Consider the following 19,383-nt stretch of genomic DNA (forward strand, 5'->3'; position numbering starts at 1 on the left):
CCGACATTTCGAACAACATTCGGGTCTCATACTGCCTGTACGGGCGCGCTCACCGCGCAGTCAGTACGGCAAACAACCGCACCGTCCGGTCCCGGCAGCGATACTGCCTCTGTATCCGAGAGAGCAAGGGGATCAGCAGTGAACGCGCGTGTCGGTACCGCCTTCGGCAAGTACTCCATCACGCGTGTGCTCGGCAAGGGCGGGATGGGGGAGGTGTACGAGGCGTATGACACCGAGAAGGGACGAACCGTCGCGCTGAAAATCCTGGCCGACGAGTACTCCCACGACGTCACCTTCCGGACCCGGTTCCAGCGGGAGTCCCATGCAGCGGCCGTTCTGCAGGAGCCGCACGTCATCCCGATCCACGACTGGGGTGAGATCGACGGCAGCCTCTACATAGACATGCGGTTGGTGCAGGGGCAGACCCTGTCCGAGCTCATCGCCACCGGCCCGCTCGCACCGGCCAGGGCAGTGAACATCGTCGGTCAGATCGCCGCCGCGCTCGATGCGGCCCACGCCGAAGGCTTGATCCACCGCGACATCAAGCCGCAGAACATCATCGTCACCCCGGCCGACTTCGCCTACCTCGTCGACTTCGGTATCGCCGAGACCCGCGGGGACAGCCGGTTGACGACCGCGGGAACCCGGATCGGAACGCTGAATTACATGGCGCCCGAGCGGTTTACTGGCCAGTTGATCACCGCGGCAGTGGACTCGTACGCCTTGGCATGCGTGCTGTACGAGGCGCTCACCGGCGAAACCCCGTTCGCGTCCGACAGTCAGGAGAGCCTCTTCGCAGCCCACCTGTCTGCGCCGCCGCCGCGGCCCAGCGTGGCCAACCCTCTGGTGCCCAGCGCATTTGACGACGTGGTGGCCCGCGGCATGGCCAAGGACCCCGATGACCGGTTCGGGACGGCGGGCGGTCTGGCCCGCGCCGCGCAGCGCGCATTGCAGGGCGGGGGAGGCGCCACGTCACGCACCGGTGGTGCAACCGGATCGCAAGGGCGCTATGCCGCAACGGTTGTCACCGAGGCGCCCGACCCGACGAGGGACCTACCGGTACCCGTGCCGCGTGATCCCGACGCGCATCGCCGGTCCCGCAATTGGGTGTTGCCGACGGTGATCGCGATTGCCGCAGCGCTGATTGTCGGCGCCATCGGGATTGTGATCGGCATGCTCGCGAACAACCTGGGGCAGCCGGCCGGGCCTGCCGCCGCGACGTCCACGGCGGGTCCGTCGCCGGGAGGCCCGCTGCCGCCGCTGGTTACGGGGCCGGATCAGAGCGCCTTGCATCAGTCGTGTGATCAGGGCTTCACGGCGACCACCGTAACCGGGTTCGGCAGCCGCGCCGGACGCGGAACACCGGAAACCTCATGCCTTTTCACCAACAGCGTGCTCACGTCGTACTGGGCCGAGTACGGCAACGCGAGTCCGTTGCCGCGCGCGGTGTCGGCGCCCGGCGCAGTCGACTGCAGCAAGGTGCCGGGAGCGCTGTGCGACGGCGCGAACTTCCTCATGCACTGCCAGCAGTTTCCCGGCGACAGCTGGATCACCTGCACAGGTGGCAAGAACGCCCGCGTCTATCTGTGGTGATGGCCGGGGACGCCGTCGATTTCGAAGGTGAACCGGTAGCCGCAGATCCGGATCTGGTCGCCGTGGCTGAGGGTGGCGCTGGGGCGCAGGCGTTGGTGCTGCACCTCGATACCGTTGGCCGACCTCAGATCGGTGATCACGAAACTGCTTCCGGTGTCGATGATCACCGCGTGGTGGCGGCTGACGTCGGCGTCGTCGAGCACGATGTCGTTGTCGGGCAGGCGCCCGATGCGGGTGGCCGCCGGTTGCAGCGGGTACCGGCGCCCTGCCGCATCGCGTAGCGCGGCCACCGCGGACGCCGGGCCATCTGTCGGACGGCCACCGCTGACGGTCCGTACGGCGGTCGCCATGGCGGCCTGTCTGATGTCGAGACGTTCCTGCCGAAGGATGCGGGCGTGCAGCGCAGTCAGGGTGGGCCCGGGGTCGATGCCCAGGTCTTCGGCCAGCACAGTTTTGAGCCGCCGGTAGGCATCGAGGGCGTCGGACTGCCGTTCCGCGGCGTAATACGCGGTCATCAGCTGCGCCCACACCGGTTCGCGGTACGGGTGTTCGGCGGCAAGCTCTTCCAAGTCCCTGATCACCGTTGCGGCGCGCCCGCAGGCGATCTCGGCTTCGGCGCGGCTGGTCTGCACCAGGACGAGGTCTTCCGCGAGTGCGGCGGCAAAGGTGTCGGCGAACGTGAATGCACGTAGATCATCGAGGGCAGGTCCGCGCCATTGCGCCAGGGCCTCCGACAGATGCGTGGTGGCCTGCTCGAATCGTCCGTCCGCCGCCGCCCGCAGGCCTGCTGTCTTTTCGGCGACGAATCGATCGAGATCGCAGTCACCCGCGGCCACCGAGAGCCGGTATCCCGGTGCCGCGCTGGCCAACATCGATGAAGACCCGCTGCCCAGCAGGCGGCGCAGGTTGGACACGTGGGTGTGTACCGTCGCGCGGGCCGCGGGTACCGGGTTCTGATCCCAGACGGCGTCGATCAGTGCATCCATGCTGATCACCCGGTTGCGGTTGATCAGAAGGACGGCCAGGACAGCCCGCTGCTTCGGGGTGCCCAGCGCCGCGGGGGTCCCGTCGACCGTCAACTGCAATGGTCCCAGCAGGCCGAACCCGAGTCGAGTTGTCCCCATCGCGCTTTCGCAACCTCCAGCCGGTCGGCGAGACGTCCTTGTGTGGTTCATTGAGAATCCCACAAGGGCGGCCCCGCACCCTGACGACATGACTACCATCGCGCCCCAGCCGATCCGGCAGGACCCACTCGCCGGGCTGGCATCCATGTTCGACACGCTGGCGGCCGTCGCCGTCGGTGGCAATGTTCCCGACGCCGAGGTGTTGACCCGCGTCGCACAGGCCCGCCCCGAATTGGCCGCTGCGGCGCTGACCGCACAGCCCGGCGAGCCGTACTCGCGCTTGGTCCTGCGGGTCGATGACGAGGTCGAGATCATGCTCGCCCGTTGGCGCCCGGGGCAGCGTTGCGCACCCCACGATCACGGTGGTGCAGGAGGTTTCGTGATTCTCCTCGAGGGCACGTTCGTGGAGCGGCGATTCGGCTGGGACGGTGAGGACCTCGTCGTCACCCACAGCGACACGCTGCCGGCAGGCGCGGTCACCAGCATCACCAGCGAGGTGATCCACGACATGATGGCTCCCGACGGCGGGTTGAGCCTGCATCTGTACAGCCCGCCGGCCAACAGCATGCGGGTGTTCGATCTGCAGCGTCGCGAAGTGCTCGAGCTCGTCGGCAACTACGGAGCCTGGATCCCGCAAGGGGACCATGCCCGGATCCCGTTCGCACGGGTGGCGCCTGCACGCCACGCGCCGCCGGTCATCTGGGTGGCGCACACCACCGCCTACCGTGGCGGCTCGGCGGAGTTCGCGACGGCCGCTACTACCATGGCCCGAGAGTTGGCTGCGGCGAATCCCGAGGCCGACGTCGTGATCGCGGGCCTGAATCGCAAGGCCGACTTCATCAGTGAGATGACCCGGTTGGCCGACACCGGCCGGGAGATCAGCGAGTTGCACTTGATCAGCCACTCCGGGATGTACGGGCCGATGTTCGGTTCGACGCAATGGCCCGAGCAGTTCTCGCCGCACGAGTGGCGGACCATGGCCATACCGTTCAGTGCCACCGGGCGGGCGTACTTCCACGCCTGCCGGACGGCGCGCTGGTTCGCCCCCTTTTTCGCCGATGTCTTCGGGGTGACAACTTTCGGAAACCGCGACTACACCACGGTGTCCGCGCGCCGTGACCGGTTCGTGTGGGCCGGCCGCCAACCGGAGGCACGGCAGAATCTCTATCTGATCGACACTCCCGGGCACAAATCGCACGGCTGGACCGGTTCGGTCCGCAAGTATCTCGGCGCGGCGGCGCGGCCGCCGGTGCAGTGCGACCCGGCTGGGGGATTCGCCGTGGACCAGTCGGCGGGCACCTACGATCCGGTCGCCGAGCTCTACGACCGTGCCTACGTGGACATCAGGGTCCGCGGCGCCGAGTGGCGGTGGGTCGCGCAACGTGCCGCAAAGGTGCGGGCCCAGCTGGGCCGCGGCTTGCGGGTGCTGGAAATCGGTTGTGGCACTGGGGCTCTCCTGCGGGCCCTGGACGATGAGGGCATGATCGATTTCGCGGTCGGAGTGGACAGCTCGGGCCCGATGCTGGCCCGGGCACGCGAGCGCAGCCAGGACAGCCGTCGACTGCGGTTCCTGCAGGTGCACAGTCCGGCCCTGGATGTTCCCGACGACCAGTTCGACGTGGTCATCTCGTTCCTGTCCTTCCGGTATCTGGACTGGGATCCGGTGATGGCCGAGATCCGCCGGGTGCTCGCACCGGGCGGGCGGCTGTGGGTCGTCGACATGGTGGCCCAGCCCGTGCGGATCAAAGAGTTGGGCGTGCTGGCCCGATCAACGCTCGCGCACCTGCAGATCCGGCGTACCCGACCGCGGTTCGCCGCGGATCTGGCCGCCCTGACCACGCACCCGGACTGGCTGAAGATGCTGGCGCGCAACCCGATCCGCGCTGAGCACGAATACCATTGGTACTTCGCCAGCCGGTTCCCCGGAACCGGATTGGATCTGCTGACGGCAACGTCCACCCAACGCGTGGTGGCCTTCGACTCCGGACCGCTTCCCAAGGGGTGCACCGCCCCGCTCACATACCCGTGAACGCATGCCTGGGCATCGTCGACTGGGGGCGTCGGCGGTGTGGGTCTGGTACGGGCGTTGGACGAACTGGCATCCGGTCTTCCGGTGCTGTACTGGTCCGACACCGGCGTCACGCCGTACGGGCGGATGCATACCGGTGAACTGGTCGCACGGCTCACCGCGGTGGTCACCGCGCTCGCACGACGGGGCGCCACCGAAGTGGTGCTGGCCTGCAACGCGGCCAGCACGGTCACGCCACGGCTGAGGTCGGTGCCGATCCCGGTGGAAGGCATCATCGGCCACGGCGTGGCCTCGGTTCCCGAGGTGATCCGCGGCCCGATCGGCGTGGTCGGTGGACGCCGCACCATCGCGAGCGGGTGCTACCGGCGAGCGCTCGCCCGGCCGGACCGCGAAGTGGTGTCGCGGGTCGCCCAGCCACTCTCGGCGCACATCGAGGCGGGGCGTCTTGGGTCCCCGCAGTTCCTCGCCGACCTGACGTCGATCGTCGCGCCGCTGCGCCACGTGCAGGCGCTGGTATTGGCCTGCACGCACTATCCGGCTGCAAGCCCCTGGTTCTCGGCCGTGCTCGGGGACGTCGCGCTCCTCGACCCGGCCGAGCGCTTCGCCGCTGCCGTGGCCCGACGCCACCCACAAGCCCGCGTCAACAGCCGGCCGGCTGCCCGCACCTACCTCACCACCGGCGATCCCGACGCCATGCGCCGCGCAGCGGCCACCGCCTGGGCCACCGAACTGCGCGCCGCGAGAATTCATTGAGGATTCCGCAAGGCGCGCCCCGCAGCCTTAGCCCATGACCACACTTTGGCGCCACATCGCACTCGCCGCCGGGGCGGCCTGCCTGGCTTTTCCGGCGACCGCCCAGGCCTGCCCGGCAGCATCCACATTCGTCACCCCCTCAGGAAACATCATGTGCCTGGTGTCGAGCAGCTTCGACGGCACCAACGGGGCCGAATGCGAAATTCGTGACTACAGCTATACCCCGCCTCAGAAACCCGCCGACTGCCACCTCGGCTGGGGCGACCGCATCAGCATCAAACAGGGCAGTGCTCCCGTCGTGCACTGCCACGGCGACACCAACTTCGCCCCCGGACTGCCGACGCTGGCCTACGGCCAAAGCCGTTCCGCGGGGCCCATCGTCTGCCACAGTGAACCGGCGCGGATGACATGCACCGACAGCAGCACCGGCCATTATCTGCGACTGTCCCGTGAGTCGCTCGAGCTCGGCTGAGCCAGTTGGCTTGCCGGAGAAGGGAATACCCGTGATGAGACGACTGCTGCAGACAGCCGTGGTGACGGCGGGACTGTTGATGGGCGCCATGCCCGAGCTGGCCGGCGCGCAGCCGCTGTGTGCTGACCTGGGTGGGACAGTCGGCGCCGATCAGGTGTGCACCAGCCACACCAGCACGCCCGACTACAGTCTGGACATCAGCGTCCCGGTCGGCTATCCCGATCCGCAGCCGGTGCAGGACTTCATGACCCGCACCCGCGACGAATGGGTCACCGCCGCCGAACACGACCCGATGCCCGACCCCGGACACCATCTGTTGGCGATGTCGGGGACCGCGTATCAGTCGGCAGCGACCCGGAGTCTGGTGATCGCACTGAATTCTGACTTCGGCGCCCACCCGGTGGGTACGTTCCGAGCGTTCAACTACGACGTGACCCGGTCTGCGCCGAACACCCTGGCCACCCTGTTCCGTCCCGGAACGAACGCCGCGCAGCTGCTGGCACCGATTGTGAAGCGCGAGTTGGGGAAACGTGGCGCCGAGGTCCCGGAGTCGATCGATGACCTCGACGCGACGGCGTACCAGAACTTCGTGGTGACCGACGACGCGGTGGTCTTCTTCTTCGCACAGGGCCTCCTGCTGTCGCAAGTGGACGGGGCACAACGAATCTCGGTGCCACGTGCCGAGCTGGCCGCGGTGTTGGCCTGAAATGGGCATCAACCGAGCGCGATTCGTCGGCCTGGTCGCAGCGGCGTTGCTGGCGATGATGGCACTCGCGGCCCCGGCGCACGCCGGGCCCCGGCAGGAGGTGCTGCCGATCCACGGGCTGACCCAGCCAGGCGGTATCGCGGTGGACGGTGTGGGGACGGTGTACGTGGTCGACACCTTCGCCAATCGGGTGCTGGAGTTGACGTCCGGTGCGAATTCGCCGACTGCGCTGCCGATACCGGACCTGACCGGACCCGAGGACGTCGCGGTGGACGCCGCTGGAGACGTCTTCGTCACCGACCGCCTGGGAAGGGTGTGGACCTTGCCTGCCGGCACGGCGTCGCCGCGCGTGCTGCCGTTCGGCGACCTCGGAAACCCGGCCGGAGTGGCGGTGGATACGGCCGGAAATGTCTATGTCACCGATCGAGCGGAGACCGTGGAACGTCTGCACAGCCGCGGTGACGTGGATCGGGTGTGGAAGTTGGCGCCGGGAGCGAATGCGCCGACCGCGCTGCCGTTCCCAGGTCTGCACCAGCCCGACGATGTGGCGGTCGACGCGGCTGGCGACGTCTACGTCCTCGCCGACACCGGTGACGTGACCCATCCGGCCAAGGGTGTGCTCAAGCTCGCGCCCGGCGCGAGCACCCCGACTCTGTTGCCGTTCACCGATGTCAGCCTGCTGGGTGAACTGGCGGTCGACACCACCGGCGACGTGTATGTCACCGGCGAGCATCAGGTGTACGAGCTCGCCCCGGGTGCGGACACCCCCACCCCGCTGCCGTTCACGGGTTTGTCGGAACCCAGTGCAGTGGCGGTCGCCGACGACGGCAGCGTGGTGGTCACCGACGGCCTTGACAAGCGCGTGCTGCGGCTGATTCAGGGGTGACACAGAGCGATTGGCCCGAGATGGCCCGCGGACAGCCGTGGCGACGATAGCGTGAGGCGCATCGCATCTGGATCGGAGGCAATATGCGAGTCACCCCCTCGCCGGGCCGCGCCACCACGCGGGCAACACGGCCCTTGCACCGACTCACGGCCGTCGTCGCGGCCGTGTTCGTCGGGCTGATCGGCATCGCGCTGTGTATGACCGCGCCCGCCTCGGCGGCCGGGGAACACTATGTCATCGCGACCGACACCACGTTCGCCCCGTTCGAATTCCAGGACGCGCAGGGCAATCTGGTGGGCATCGACATGGATCTGATGCGCGAGATCGCCAAGGATCAGGGCTTCACCGTCGACATCAAGCCACTGGGCTTCGACGCCGCGCTGCAGGCGGTCCAGGCCAACCAGGCCGCCGGGGTGATCGCCGGAATGTCCATCACCGACGAACGCAGGAAGGTCTTCGACTTCTCCGACCCGTACTTCGAATCCGGCGTGCAGATGGCGGTGCTCAAGACCAACGACGACATCAAGTCCTACGCGGACCTGCGAGGCAAGCGCGTCGCGGTGAAGAACGGCACCGAGGGTGCACAATTCGCGGCCTCCATCAAGGACAAGTACGGGTTCGACATCGTGTCGTTCGCCGACTCGTCGTCGATGTTCGACGAGGTACGCACCGGCAACTCGGTGGCGGTCTTCGAGGACTATCCGGTGCTGAACTACGGCATCCAGCAGGGCAACGGATTCAAGACCGTTACGCCCAAGGAGAGCGGATCGAGCTACGGGTTCGCGGTCAACAAGGGCCAGAACGCCGAGTTCCTCGCGAAATTCAATGCGGGCCTGAAGAACCTCAAGTCCTCGGGCCGCTACGACCAGATCATCGAAACCTACCTCGGTAAGGGCGCCACCGAGAACGACAACTCGTTCCTGGGCCTGCTCAAGAGCACCTTCCCGATCCTGATGGCCGGCCTGAAGATGACCATCATCCTGACCGTCGTCTCGATCGCCATCGCCCTGGTGCTCGGCATCATCTTCGGGTTGTTGCGAGTGTCGCGGTCGATATGGCTGCGTGCCATCGGCACCACATTCGTCGACATCTTCCGTGGCACACCACTTCTGGTTCAAGCGTTCTTCATCTACTTCGGTATCCCGGCCGCGCTCGGCTTCCAGATGACGGCGATGACGGCGGGCATCATCACGCTATCGCTCAACGCCGGTGCGTACATGACCGAGATCGTGCGCGGCGGCATCCAGTCGGTGGACAAAGGCCAGATGGAAGCGGCCCGCAGCCTGGGTATCGGCTACCTACCGACCATGCGGAAGGTGATTCTGCCGCAGGCGATCCGGACCATGATCCCGTCCTACATCAACCAGTTCGTCATCACGTTGAAGGACACCTCGATCCTGTCGGTGATCGGCATCGCCGAACTCACCCAGACCGGCCGGCTGATCATCGCCCGCAACTTCCAGTCGTTCAACATGTGGTTGATCATCGGCATCATCTACTTCATCGTGATCATGGCGCTCACCAAACTCTCTGACCGACTCGAGAAGAGGCTCGTGAAATGACCCACCTCGTCCCGGAAACGGTTGCAGCCGAACCCGAAGGCACTGTCAAGATCCGCATCGAGGGTCTCAAGAAGGCCTATGGCGACCTGGTCGTCCTCGACGGCATCAACACCACCATCAGCCAGGGTGAGGTGGTCTGCGTGATCGGGCCGTCCGGTTCGGGGAAATCGACGTTCCTGCGGTGCCTCAACAAGCTCGAGGACATCACCGACGGCAAGGTCGTGGTCGATGACTACGACCTGACCGACCCCAAGGTCGACCTTGACAAGGTCCGTCAGCACATCGGCATGGTGTTCCAGCATTTCAACCTGTTTCCACACATGACGGTGATCGAGAACGTCACGCTGGCACCGCTTTTGACCAAGAAGATGAACAAGGCCGCCGCCGAGAAGCGGGCCCTGGATCTGCTGGGTCAGGTGGGGCTTGCGGAGAAGGCGAAGGTAAAGCCGGCCACGCTGTCCGGTGGTCAGAAGCAGCGCGTCGCCATCGCGCGGGCGCTGGCGATGAGCCCGTCGATCATGCTGTTCGACGAGGCCACCAGCGCGCTCGACCCCGAAATGGTCGGGGATGTCCTCGAAGTGCTGCGCACCCTGGCCGCAGAAGGCATGACGATGGTGGTGGTCACTCACGAGATGGGCTTCGCGCGGGAGGTGGCGTCGCGAGTGATCTTCATGGCCGACGGGAACATCGTCGAAGACGACACTCCGGCCGAGGTCTTCGACAGCCCCAAACATCCACGGCTGCAGGAGTTTCTGTCGAAGGTGCTGTGAGACTCAGCCCTGTTCGACGGTGTTGTCCGAGCCGGAGTTGGAGATCTGCGGTTCGCCCGAGTGGAAGGTGAGCCGGTTCTCCATCCCGGAGACGCCGATGGTGTCCACGGTATCGACGGTGATCGTGTTCTGGATGCCCGACACCGTGATGCTGGTGCAGTGTCCCGTGATGGTCACGGTGTTCTGGATACCTTGCACGATCACGGCGTTGCCGGCGCACGCGATGGTCCGGTTCTCGTTGATCCCTGTCACGGTGACCGGCTGGCCGGGTGTCGATGGGCTCGTCGAGGCGGTGGGCGGTGCGGGCACGGCTGTCTGCGTATGGGTCGGCGCGGTGCGCACGGTCGTCTTGGTGGTGCGGCTGGTGGTGGTGCCACTCGATCCGGTGTTCTGCGAGGTGCCGAACATCAGGTACGCCGCGACGCCACCGGCCACCAGGAACGACCCGACCGCGGCGAGTATCACCAGCACGCGCACAGCACTGCCCGAGCTTCGCTGCGGCGGCGGGGGATAGCCGGAGTACTGGCCGGGGTACTGGTTGCCGTAGGTCGGCGGCGGGTATTGGCCCCGGAATTGTCCGCCGTAGGTCGGTGGAGGGAACTGATTGTCGGCGGTCCATGGCTGGGTGGGCGGCGGGGTGCTGGACCCGGTCCCCAATTCCGACGCGTAGGCGGCGTCGGCGAGCGGGCGTTCCAGGTCCCGGATGCGGGCCTCGGGATCGTCCTGCGGGTCCATGCGGTGATGCTCGCATATGCGGCGCCCGGGTGGGGGAGGTTGACGATGCAGGTGTGAGCGGGGTCACGCCCAGCGAACATCTGTCCCACCGGGCCTCAGCTTTCCCAGTCGTAACATGGAGTCGGCCGGTGCGGCCACGTGCGGTCGCCTGGGGATTCGAAAAGTTTGCTGGCGTGTCGAAGTGTGATTTATCGCTCATTTTTGCCCGGAATGGTAAGAGACCATTTCGCCAACACCATTGCGCGATGTCAGATGGGTGATAGCCGCCGGCAGCGTCGTCCCAGGTAACTGACGTGCAATGTATTGCTACCAAAACATAACGACGCCGTAACGAAGAATTTCCTAAGCGCAGCCTGAGAGAATGGCTCGGCAGTTGGCCGGGGCGCCGAGCTGATGATGAAGGGCGCCCATTTTCGTCGCTAGACTCGATCCAACCGCGCCAGCCTGGCGCAGACAGACCCTGGAATCTAGTGCCGGTGAACGCCATGCCGGCGGAGGTGCCGATGACCATGGCAAATAACTTCCTGCGTGCGATCAGCAATCTGCTTCGTCGTGACACCGCTGTCGCAGAAGATGCGGCCGGCAGCGTCGCGTTCGACGGGGCCCTCGACGACCTGGACGTTGCCGGTCTCGTGGAAGTCCAGCGCGGCCCCATCGCTGACATCGCTGTTGACGCCGACCGCGACACCATCGTGGTGACCAACTACGGCAGCGACTGCCTCACCGTCATCAACCCCGACACCCTGCGGGTCGTGGGTTCGGTACGGCTCGGTGGCGAACCGTTCGCGATCGCGGCGGCCGACGACCGTGCCTATGTCAGCATCGCCACCGCCGGTCGTGACTCGATCGCCGTGGTCGACACCATCTCCGGTGCGCTGCTCGCCGAGTATCCGCTGGCCATGAACGTGACTGCACTGACCGTGAGCCCGGACGGCAAGCGCGTGTTCGTCGGTCGCAGCGGCCACGACCGCATCGACGTCGCCGTCATCGACGTGACCGCCGAGCGGGTCGGCACCATCGACATCGCCACCGGTGCGGGCGTCAACCTCGACGCCCTGCGGGCCGACTCCACCGGTAAGCGGCTCTACGCGGCCACTTCGGGTCCGCGGGGCAGCCGGCTGGTCGCCATCAACACCGAAACCGCACATGTCGAGTCCACGGTGTGGATCGGCGCACCGGTTCGCGACATCGCGCTCGGTGCCGACGGAATCGCCTACGCGCTGACCTCGGATCTGCAGTACCGCGGTGAAGTGCACGTCATCGATACCGCTGCGGGAACTGTCCTCGGCACCATCGGTGTCGGCGGGGCCCCCACGCAGCTCGTGCTCAGCCCGGACTCCACCCGCGCCTACATCGTCGACTACGACCGCGTCCACGTGCTGTGTACCCTGACCAGCCAGATCATCGGCAGTGTCGATGTCAACGCCCAGCCCGCCGCGGTCGCCGTGCGCGCCGATGGTGGCCGGGTCTTCATCGCCGACTACACCGGCCACGTCAACGCCTTCGACGTCGCGGCCGAGCTGCCCGCGCTGTACTCGCAGCTGGCCTCCGCGCCGGTGGCCGTGCGTGAGCTCGCCGCACCGGCACGCGAACCCATCGCCGTCTAGATCTCGTCTGCTCGCGAGGGGTCTAGCGCCAGTGGTAACGGGTGCTGGGCCGGCCGGTCTTGCCGTACTCCGTGCTGCGGGTAACGGTGCCGCCATCGGCCAGCCGCTCCAGGTAGCGCCACGCCGTCACCCGGGAGACCCCCACCTGCTTGGCCACCTCGTCGGCGGTCAGCCCGTCGGGGTCGTCGCGTACCGCGCGGGCGATCTCGTCGGTGGTCTGCGGCGCCGCCCCTTTCGGGGAAGCGGCCTTGTCCGGGGCGACGCGTAATTCCCAGAGGGCCCGGTCCACCTCGGCCTGGCTGGCCGCGTCCGTACCGGCCGGAAGCGCCGTGCGGTAGCGGCGGTAGCGCTCGAGGCGATCGCGGAATGCCGCGAACGTGAACGGCTTCAGCAGGTACGCCAGGGCGCCGTGGGCCACCGCGGCCCGCACCATCTCCAAATCGCGTTCGGAAGTGATGGCGATGATGTCGGGCGCCGGTCGCAGCCCGGACAATCCCGAGGCCAACGAGATTCCACTGGCGTCGGGCAGTCCCAGGTCCAGCAGCACGAGATCGATCGGCCGCTCCGATGCCGAGGCCTCCGCCGCGGTGCGCATCGCGTCACGTGCGGTGTGCACCACTGCGGCAGTCGAAAACCCTTCCAGCCGAGCAAGATACGTGGCGTGCGCCTCGGCGATCAGCGGATCGTCCTCGACGATGAGGACGTGAATATCGCTCATATCGGCAAGGTCACCGTGACGACCGAACCGTATGTCACGTCGGCCCGTATCGCGCCGCCGTGTCTTCTGACCACCTGAGCCACCAGCGCCAATCCCAGACCATGGCCAGAAGTGTCGCCCGGTTTGGTGGAATACCCACGCTGCATGGCCTTTTCGAACGTCGACGCATCCATTCCGGGGCCGCTGTCGGCCACCCGGATCAACAGTCCGCCATCGTCCTGGCTCACCGTGACCTCGACCCACGGATCGTCGCGGTCGCACGCGTCCATCGCATTGTCGATCAGATTACCCACCACGGTGACCATCTCCTGGCCCGACAGCACTGTGTCGGTGGGCAGTTGGGTGTCCTCGGTGATCGTGAGCGCGATGCCGCGTTCGTCGGCCTGCGCGGTCTTGCCGAGCAACAGCGCCACCAGCGCGGGCTCGCGCACCGCCTGCGACAGCCGGTCGACCAGTTGCTGCGACAGCGCGAGATCCTCGGTGGCGAACCGGACCGCGTCCTCCGGACGTCCCATCTCGACCAAGGTGATGACGGTGTGCAGCTTGTTCGCCGACTCGTGCGCTTGGGCCCGCAGGGAATCGGCCAACACCTGCATGGAGCTGAGTTCGCCCAGCGCGCCCTGTAATTCGGTGCGATCCCGGATGGTGACGACCTCGGAATCGGAATCGATCCCCCGGCCGCTTCGCTCCTGCCCACCGGTGACCCCGGAACGGTTCACGACCAGCACCCGGTCGTCGGTGACATGCACCTCGTCACGCACCCCTGGATCACGACTGCGCAGGAAGTCCGGCAGGTCGGCCTGCCGGACCGGTCCGGGCGGCACGCCCAGGAGCCGTCGCGCCTCGTCGTTGATCACGGCCACGCCGTCGCGATCCAGCACGATCAATCCCTCGGACACCGAATGCAGGATCGCGTCGTGGTGGTCGTACATCACCCGCAGTTCGTCGGGCCGTAGGCCGCGGGTCTGGCGTAGCAGCCTGCGCCGGATCGCCCACACCCCGATCGACGAAACTGCCAGGGCGCCAACGGTTACCGCCGCGATCACTGGGATCTGCGCCCGCCAGCGCTGCGCCAGGGTCTGCTGGGTGATGCCTGCGGAGACCAGTCCCACGATGCGCCCGTCGCGGCCGTGCACCGGGGCCACCGCCCGCACCGACGGGCCGAGCGTTCCGGTGTAGACCTCGCTGAACGTCTCACCACGCAACGCCGGCTCGACGGTGCCGAGGTAGTGGCCGCCGATCTGGCTGGGATCGGTGTGGGTGAAGCGCGTTCCGTCGGGCGCCATGATCGTGATGAACGCGATGTCGGTGGCCTTGCGCACCGCCTCGGTCATCGGCTGCAAAACCTCTGTGGCCGTGCCGGATTGGATGGCTGCGGCCGTCGACGGGGAATCCGCGAGTGCGGTCGCGATGCCGACGACCTGCTGGCGTGCGGCGGCGTCACCGTCGCGTCGCGCGTCGAGCAGCGCAAGTGCGGTCCCGGCCAGCACCACGATGGCGACCACGACCACCTGCAGGGCGATCGCCTGACCGGCCAGCGACCGCGGCCACCACCTGCTCAACCGCACGTTATCCGCCCCAGCTTGAACTAAATGAACTTATGCGTGACGTGGCTCACGTCATCGGCGAACCTACTTGCAGAGCAAACCGATGTCGACCCGGAGGTACCGATGAGCACCACCTTGGACCCACAACCCGAACCGAAGACCCGACGAGACCGAACCCACTGGCTCTACATCGCCGTCATCGTCGCGGTGGTGGCCGGAGTCGCGGTCGGGCTCGTCGCACCGGGATTCGGCAAAGACGTCGGCGTGCTCGGGACGATGTTCGTCAACCTGATCAAGATGATGATCGTCCCGGTCATCTTCTGCACGATCGTGTTGGGCATCGGCTCGGTCCGTAAGGCCGCCACCGTGGGCAAGATCGGCGGCCTGGCCTTCGTCTATTTCCTGGTGATGTCGACCGTCGCGCTGGCCATCGGCTTGCTGGTGGGCAACCTGCTCGACCCCGGCTCGGGCATGCACCTGTCGGAGAAGGCCGCCGGGCAGGGCGCGCAGCTGGCCGAGAAGGCCCATGAGGCCGGCGGTCTGATGGACTTCATCCAGCACATCATCCCGACCACCCTGTTTTCGGCGCTGACCGACGGCAACGTGCTGGAAGCCCTTTTCCTGGCCTTGTTGGTCGGCTTCGCACTGCAGGCGATGGGAACCGCGGGCGAGCCCATCCTGCGCGGTGTCGAGCACCTGCAGAAGCTCGTGTTCAAGGTGCTGATCATGATCCTGTGGCTGGCCCCGATCGGTGCGTTCGGCGCGATCGCGAACGTGGTCGGGCAGACCGGCTGGACGGCGGTCACCCAACTGCTGACCCTGATGCTCGCGTTCTACCTGACGTGCGCGGTGTTCGTGTTCGGCGTGCTCGGCGCGCTCCTGCGCCTGGTGTCGGGTGTGTCGATCTTCAAGCTGGTGCGCTACCTGGCCCGCGAGTATCTGCTGATCTTCTCGACGTCGTCCTCGGAGTCGGCACTGCCGCGGCTGATCGCCAAGATGGAACACCTGGGCGTCGAGCGGAGCACCGTTGGTGTCGTCGTGCCGACCGGATACTCGTTCAACCTGGACGGCACCGCGATCTACCTGACCATGGCGTCGCTGTTCATCGCCGATGCGATGGGTGACCCGCTGTCCATAGGCGAGCAGGTCTCGCTGCTGGTGTTCATGATCGTCGCCTCCAAGGGCGCGGCTGGAGTCAGCGGCGCCGGCCTGGCCACCCTGGCCGGCGGGCTGCAGAGCCACCGCCCCGAACTGCTGGACGGGGTGGGCCTGATCGTCGGCATCGACCGGTTCATGTCCGAGGCCCGCGCCGTGACCAACTTCTCCGGAAATGCGGTGGCCACCTTGCTCGTCGGCTCGTGGACCAAGACGGTGGACCGGGCCAAGATCGACGCGGTGCTGGGCGGCAGGGACCCCTTCGACGAACTCACGATGGTCGACAACCATGCCGCGCCCGTGGCGGTAGCGGCCCACTGAGAGCCAGCACCGAAGCCCGGCCGGATTCTCCGGCCGGGCTTTGCGTTTCCTGTGAACCATGTTGGCCCCGTCGCCGTGACAGTGGTATGCGAACAACCTCAGTGGCGCTGGCCGTATCGGGGGCGGTACTGGCAATCATGGCAACGCCGGCGGCAGTGGCGTCGGCAGAATCAGCAGTGGTGACCATCGGTGAACTTCAGGCCGACGGCTTCGATGTGACGATCGACCGGATCGGGAGTGCTCCGCTGGAGCAGTGCACGGTGACCAGCGTGCGCAATCCCCAGACCGAAACCAGGCTGGTTCGAGTTGAGAACATCGGCAAGAACGGCAAGAAGAACTTCGACCTCGTCCCGATCGTGGTGCGGCGCACCATCACGGTGTCGTTGGACTGCACACATTGACGTGGGTGCCGGGTGCCCCGGGTGGGCGGCGAAAGCGCGGACAGGGTACGCTGGAGGTCATGGTCACGAGCAAGACATTCCCACCGATGAATGCGCCGATCGAGCTGAACGACGGCACTCGCATCCCGCAGTTGGGATTTGGCGTGTTCAAGATCGAGCCGGAGAAGACGGCCGCGGCGGTCAAGGTGGCGCTGGACGTCGGTTACCGCCACATCGACACCGCCGAGATGTACGGCAATGAACGCGAAGTGGGTCAGGGCATCCGCGACGCCGGCTTGGACCGTGGCGACGTGTTCGTCACCAGCAAGCTCAACAACGGTTTTCACCGACCCGACGACGCCCGACGGGCCTTTGACGACACCCTGACTGCGCTCGGGTCCGACTATGTCGACCTTTTCCTCATCCATTGGCCGCTGCCGACGCTCTATGACGGCGACTTCGTGTCGACCTGGCATGTTTTGGAGGAATTCGCCAAGGACGGCCGCGCACGCAGCATCGGGGTATCGAACTTCCAGCCCGCACATCTGGAGCGTCTCGCGAGGGAATCCGACACGGTGCCGTCGGTAAATCAGGTCGAGGTCCATCCGTACTTCACCAACGAAGAGGTCCGCACGTACGGGCGAGAGCATGGCATCGCAACGGAGGCCTGGTCGCCGATCGCGAAAGGCCGGGTGCTCGACGATCCGGCCGTCACGAGAATCGCCGAGGCCGTCGGTCGGTTCCCCGCTCAAGTGGTACTGCGTTGGCACATCCAGCGCGGCGACATCGTATTTCCGAAATCAGTGTCGCCCGAACGGGTTCGATCCAACTTCGAGCTGTTCGACTTCGAACTGAGCGACTCCGACATGCAAGCGATCTCGGCACTCGACCGCGGTGAACCCGGACGAACTGGCCCGAACCCAGACACTTTCGACCGGATCCCGACGTGAGCCCCGGGCTGGGCGAGGCGGAACTGGCTCGCTCAGCCCTGGCAGTTCAGTGACACCGATACCGTCTGGCTGGTGACCACCTGCACCAGTACCCGGTCGTTGCCGTTACCGCGGCCCGGGCCGGTATAGGGGACCCACTGCTTGACCTGCTGCGGGTTGCGGACGCTGGTGACCACGCACTGGTCCAGCGGCGCCGTGCCGACACGATCGATGTTGACGGTGTAGCCCTGCGACTGCAGACGGCTGATGGTTTCCTGCGCCGTCTCGTCGGCTGACGCGAGGCCGGCGGGGGCGCCCACCAGCCCGATCACAGCCACTGCGACCGCACCCATGGTCCACTTCACCCGCATTGTCGTGCCTCTCCTTCAGCTACTTCACATCTTCCTCTCCATACATCGTTTCGGGAACCCGATTCGTTCCCGCGAGCACCCCGATAGCATCGCGCCCGTGGACAGCACCATGCAGAACTGGCCGTTGACCATCACGGCGATCCTGCGGCACGCCTGTGGCGCCAACGGCGACCGAACCGTCACCACCGCCACCGGTCACGGGGGATACCGCACCAGCACCTACCGCGAGATCGGCGAACAGGCCGCCCGGCTGGCGCATGCCCTGCGGGGCTTCGGCATCACCGGCGACGAGCGGGTGGGCACGTTCATGTGGAACAACGCCGAACATCTGGCCGCCTATCTGGCCCTGCCTGCGATGGGGGCGGTGCTGCACACCCTCAACATCCGGTTGTCCCCGGAGCAGATCGCCTACATCGCCAACGAAGCGCAGGACCGGGTGATCGTGGCCGACGCGTCTCTGGTGCCGCAGCTGGCCCCGGTGCTGCCGCTCCTGGAGGCAGTGCACACCGTGATCGTGTCCGGGGACGGCGACCTCAGTGCTCTGAGCGGGGTCACGGTCGTGCGGTACGACGACGTGCTGGCGGCCCAGCCCGCGCAGTTCGACTGGCCGGACATCGACGAGAACTCTGCTGCCGCAATGTGTTACACGAGCGGTACCACCGGAAACCCCAAGGGAGTGGTGTACTGCCACCGGTCGAGTTATCTGCACTCGCTGTCCACCTGCACCGCCAACGCACTCGACGTCGGCGCGGGCGACGTGGTGTTGCCGATCGTGCCGATGTTCCACGCGAATGCGTGGGGGCTACCGTACGCGGCCCTGATGGCCGGGGCGGATCTGGTGATGCCGGACCGGTTCCTCGACGGTGTCTCGCTGATCGAACTGATCGAATCGCAGCGCCCCACAGTGGCCGGCGCCGTCCCCACCATTTGGAACGACGTCATGCACTGCCTGGAAAAGGCTCCGGGACACGATATTTCGTCGTTGCGACTGGTTGCCTGCGGCGGCTCGGCGGTACCGGTGTCGCTCATGCGGACGTTCCAGGAGCGCTACGACGTCTACATCCAACAGGCGTGGGGGATGACCGAGACGTCGCCGCTGGCGACGGTCGCCAAACCGCTGCCCGGAGTGTCCGAGGAACGGCACTGGGCCATGCGCGCGACGGCGGGCCGAGCGATGTGCGGTGTCGAGGTCCGCATCGTCGACGACACGGGTACACCCATGCCCGCCGACGGTAAAGCCGTGGGGGAGCTGGAAGTACGCGGGCCGTGGATCACGGGCAGCTACTACCGGGGCCGGGACGCGGAGAAGTTCGACACCGGCTGGCTGCGCACCGGCGACGTCGGCTGCATCGACGAAGACGGCTATGTCACGCTCACCGACCGGGCCAAGGACGTCATCAAATCCGGTGGCGAGTGGATATCCTCGGTGGAGCTGGAGAATCTGCTGATCGCCCACCCCGCTGTGCTGGAGGCCGCCGTGGTCGGCGTGCCCGACGAGCGCTGGCAGGAACGCCCGCTCGCCGTGGTGGTGCTGCACGAGAACGCCACGGCCAGCCCGGCGGAACTACGAGAATTCCTGGCGGACAAGGTGGTTCGGTGGTGGCTTCCGGAGCGCTGGACATTCATCGACCAGGTTCCGCGCACCAGCGTCGGCAAGTACGACAAGAAGACCATCCGCGCCCGGCACGCCGACGGCGCGTATGAGGTGATCACCATCTAGCGGCT

The 19,383-nt window shown here is 66.6% G+C and carries 18 protein-coding genes; 13 read left to right on the top strand and 5 right to left on the bottom strand.

The window, feature by feature from the left end; translation table 11 throughout:
* Positions 1–138 precede the first annotated feature (138 nt).
* On the top strand, positions 139–1,593 hold the full coding sequence (locus BTO20_RS07985) for a serine/threonine-protein kinase (protein WP_087074816.1): 1,455 nt from the start codon (positions 139–141) through the stop codon (positions 1,591–1,593).
* Here the strand turns inward: BTO20_RS07985 and BTO20_RS07990 are convergent.
* Positions 1,581–2,717, bottom strand: a complete 1,137-nt coding sequence (locus BTO20_RS07990; RefSeq protein ID WP_087074818.1) for a BTAD domain-containing putative transcriptional regulator — start codon at positions 2,715–2,717, stop codon at positions 1,581–1,583. The two genes, BTO20_RS07985 and BTO20_RS07990, sit on opposite strands and share 13 nt — an antisense overlap.
* Positions 2,718–2,805: 88 nt before the next feature.
* On the opposite strand from BTO20_RS07990, the gene BTO20_RS07995 reads away from it, so the two are divergent.
* The 7 genes from BTO20_RS07995 to BTO20_RS08025 all read left to right on the top strand — a co-directional run bounded on the left by BTO20_RS07995 (position 2,806) and on the right by BTO20_RS08025 (position 9,895).
* Positions 2,806–4,746 carry a methyltransferase domain-containing protein gene (locus BTO20_RS07995; protein ID WP_087074820.1) on the top strand — a complete coding sequence of 647 codons (1,941 nt, stop codon included), beginning with the start codon at positions 2,806–2,808 and terminating at the stop codon, positions 4,744–4,746.
* A gap of 39 nt (positions 4,747–4,785) precedes the next feature.
* The gene (locus tag BTO20_RS08000) at positions 4,786–5,499 is read left to right on the top strand and encodes a glutamate racemase (protein ID WP_087074822.1); all 714 of its coding nucleotides are present in this window, start codon (positions 4,786–4,788) and stop codon (positions 5,497–5,499) included.
* 34 nt (positions 5,500–5,533) lie between these two features.
* Entirely contained in the window at positions 5,534–5,971 is a 438-nt protein-coding gene (locus BTO20_RS08005) for a DUF6636 domain-containing protein (RefSeq protein WP_157680167.1), read from the top strand.
* A 34-nt stretch (positions 5,972–6,005) separates the two neighbouring features.
* Entirely contained in the window at positions 6,006–6,677 is a 672-nt protein-coding gene (locus tag BTO20_RS08010) for an esterase (protein ID WP_087074826.1), read from the top strand.
* Between the two features lies 1 nt (position 6,678).
* On the top strand, positions 6,679–7,563 hold the full coding sequence (locus tag BTO20_RS08015) for an NHL repeat-containing protein (RefSeq protein WP_087074828.1): 885 nt from the start codon (positions 6,679–6,681) through the stop codon (positions 7,561–7,563).
* A 197-nt stretch (positions 7,564–7,760) separates the two neighbouring features.
* A complete protein-coding gene (locus BTO20_RS08020; RefSeq protein ID WP_087081775.1) occupies positions 7,761–9,125 on the top strand; it encodes an amino acid ABC transporter substrate-binding protein/permease in 1,365 nt (454 codons plus the stop codon).
* Entirely contained in the window at positions 9,122–9,895 is a 774-nt protein-coding gene (locus BTO20_RS08025; RefSeq protein ID WP_087074830.1) for an amino acid ABC transporter ATP-binding protein, read from the top strand. Before BTO20_RS08020 ends, BTO20_RS08025 begins: the two co-directional genes overlap by 4 nt.
* A 3-nt stretch (positions 9,896–9,898) precedes the next feature.
* Here the strand turns inward: BTO20_RS08025 and BTO20_RS08030 are convergent, their stop codons facing one another.
* Complete coding sequence (locus BTO20_RS08030; RefSeq protein WP_087074832.1) at positions 9,899–10,630, bottom strand: DUF3060 domain-containing protein; 732 nt, start codon at positions 10,628–10,630, stop codon at positions 9,899–9,901.
* Between the two features lie 503 nt (positions 10,631–11,133).
* Between BTO20_RS08030 and BTO20_RS08035 the strand changes: the two genes are divergently transcribed.
* A complete protein-coding gene (locus BTO20_RS08035) occupies positions 11,134–12,237 on the top strand; it encodes an MmpL3/TtfA transport complex stabilizer (protein WP_232491090.1) in 1,104 nt (367 codons plus the stop codon).
* Between the two features lie 22 nt (positions 12,238–12,259).
* On the opposite strand, the gene BTO20_RS08040 is transcribed toward BTO20_RS08035, so the two are convergent.
* Together BTO20_RS08040 and BTO20_RS08045 are read right to left on the bottom strand one after the other, a co-directional pair.
* The gene (locus BTO20_RS08040) at positions 12,260–12,955 is read right to left on the bottom strand and encodes a response regulator (protein WP_087074836.1); all 696 of its coding nucleotides are present in this window, start codon (positions 12,953–12,955) and stop codon (positions 12,260–12,262) included.
* Positions 12,952–14,517 carry a sensor histidine kinase gene (locus BTO20_RS08045; protein WP_087081777.1) on the bottom strand — a complete coding sequence of 522 codons (1,566 nt, stop codon included), beginning with the start codon at positions 14,515–14,517 and terminating at the stop codon, positions 12,952–12,954. The genes BTO20_RS08040 and BTO20_RS08045 overlap by 4 nt, the downstream gene beginning before the upstream one ends.
* A gap of 108 nt (positions 14,518–14,625) precedes the next feature.
* Between BTO20_RS08045 and BTO20_RS08050 the strand changes: the two genes are divergently transcribed.
* The 3 genes from BTO20_RS08050 (at position 14,626) to BTO20_RS08060 (ending at position 17,308) form a co-directional block, all read left to right on the top strand.
* Positions 14,626–15,978 (top strand): cation:dicarboxylate symporter family transporter, encoded by a 1,353-nt coding sequence (locus BTO20_RS08050; RefSeq protein ID WP_087074838.1) that lies wholly within the window; start codon positions 14,626–14,628, stop codon positions 15,976–15,978.
* Between the two features lie 86 nt (positions 15,979–16,064).
* Complete coding sequence (locus tag BTO20_RS08055) at positions 16,065–16,379, top strand: hypothetical protein (protein ID WP_087074840.1); 315 nt, start codon at positions 16,065–16,067, stop codon at positions 16,377–16,379.
* Between the two features lie 86 nt (positions 16,380–16,465).
* Entirely contained in the window at positions 16,466–17,308 is an 843-nt protein-coding gene (locus BTO20_RS08060) for an aldo/keto reductase (RefSeq protein WP_087081779.1), read from the top strand.
* Between the two features lie 32 nt (positions 17,309–17,340).
* Here the strand turns inward: BTO20_RS08060 and BTO20_RS08065 are convergent, their stop codons facing one another.
* Positions 17,341–17,658 carry a hypothetical protein gene (locus BTO20_RS08065; protein WP_064948285.1) on the bottom strand — a complete coding sequence of 106 codons (318 nt, stop codon included), beginning with the start codon at positions 17,656–17,658 and terminating at the stop codon, positions 17,341–17,343.
* Positions 17,659–17,755: 97 nt separating this feature from the next.
* On the opposite strand from BTO20_RS08065, the gene BTO20_RS08070 reads away from it, so the two are divergent.
* Positions 17,756–19,378, top strand: a complete 1,623-nt coding sequence (locus BTO20_RS08070) for a fatty acid--CoA ligase (protein WP_198344293.1) — start codon at positions 17,756–17,758, stop codon at positions 19,376–19,378.
* The last annotated feature ends 5 nt before the right edge of the window (positions 19,379–19,383 follow it).

It is taken from the genome of Mycobacterium dioxanotrophicus (assembly GCF_002157835.1).
Classification (GTDB): Bacteria; Actinomycetota; Actinomycetes; order Mycobacteriales; family Mycobacteriaceae; genus Mycobacterium; species Mycobacterium dioxanotrophicus.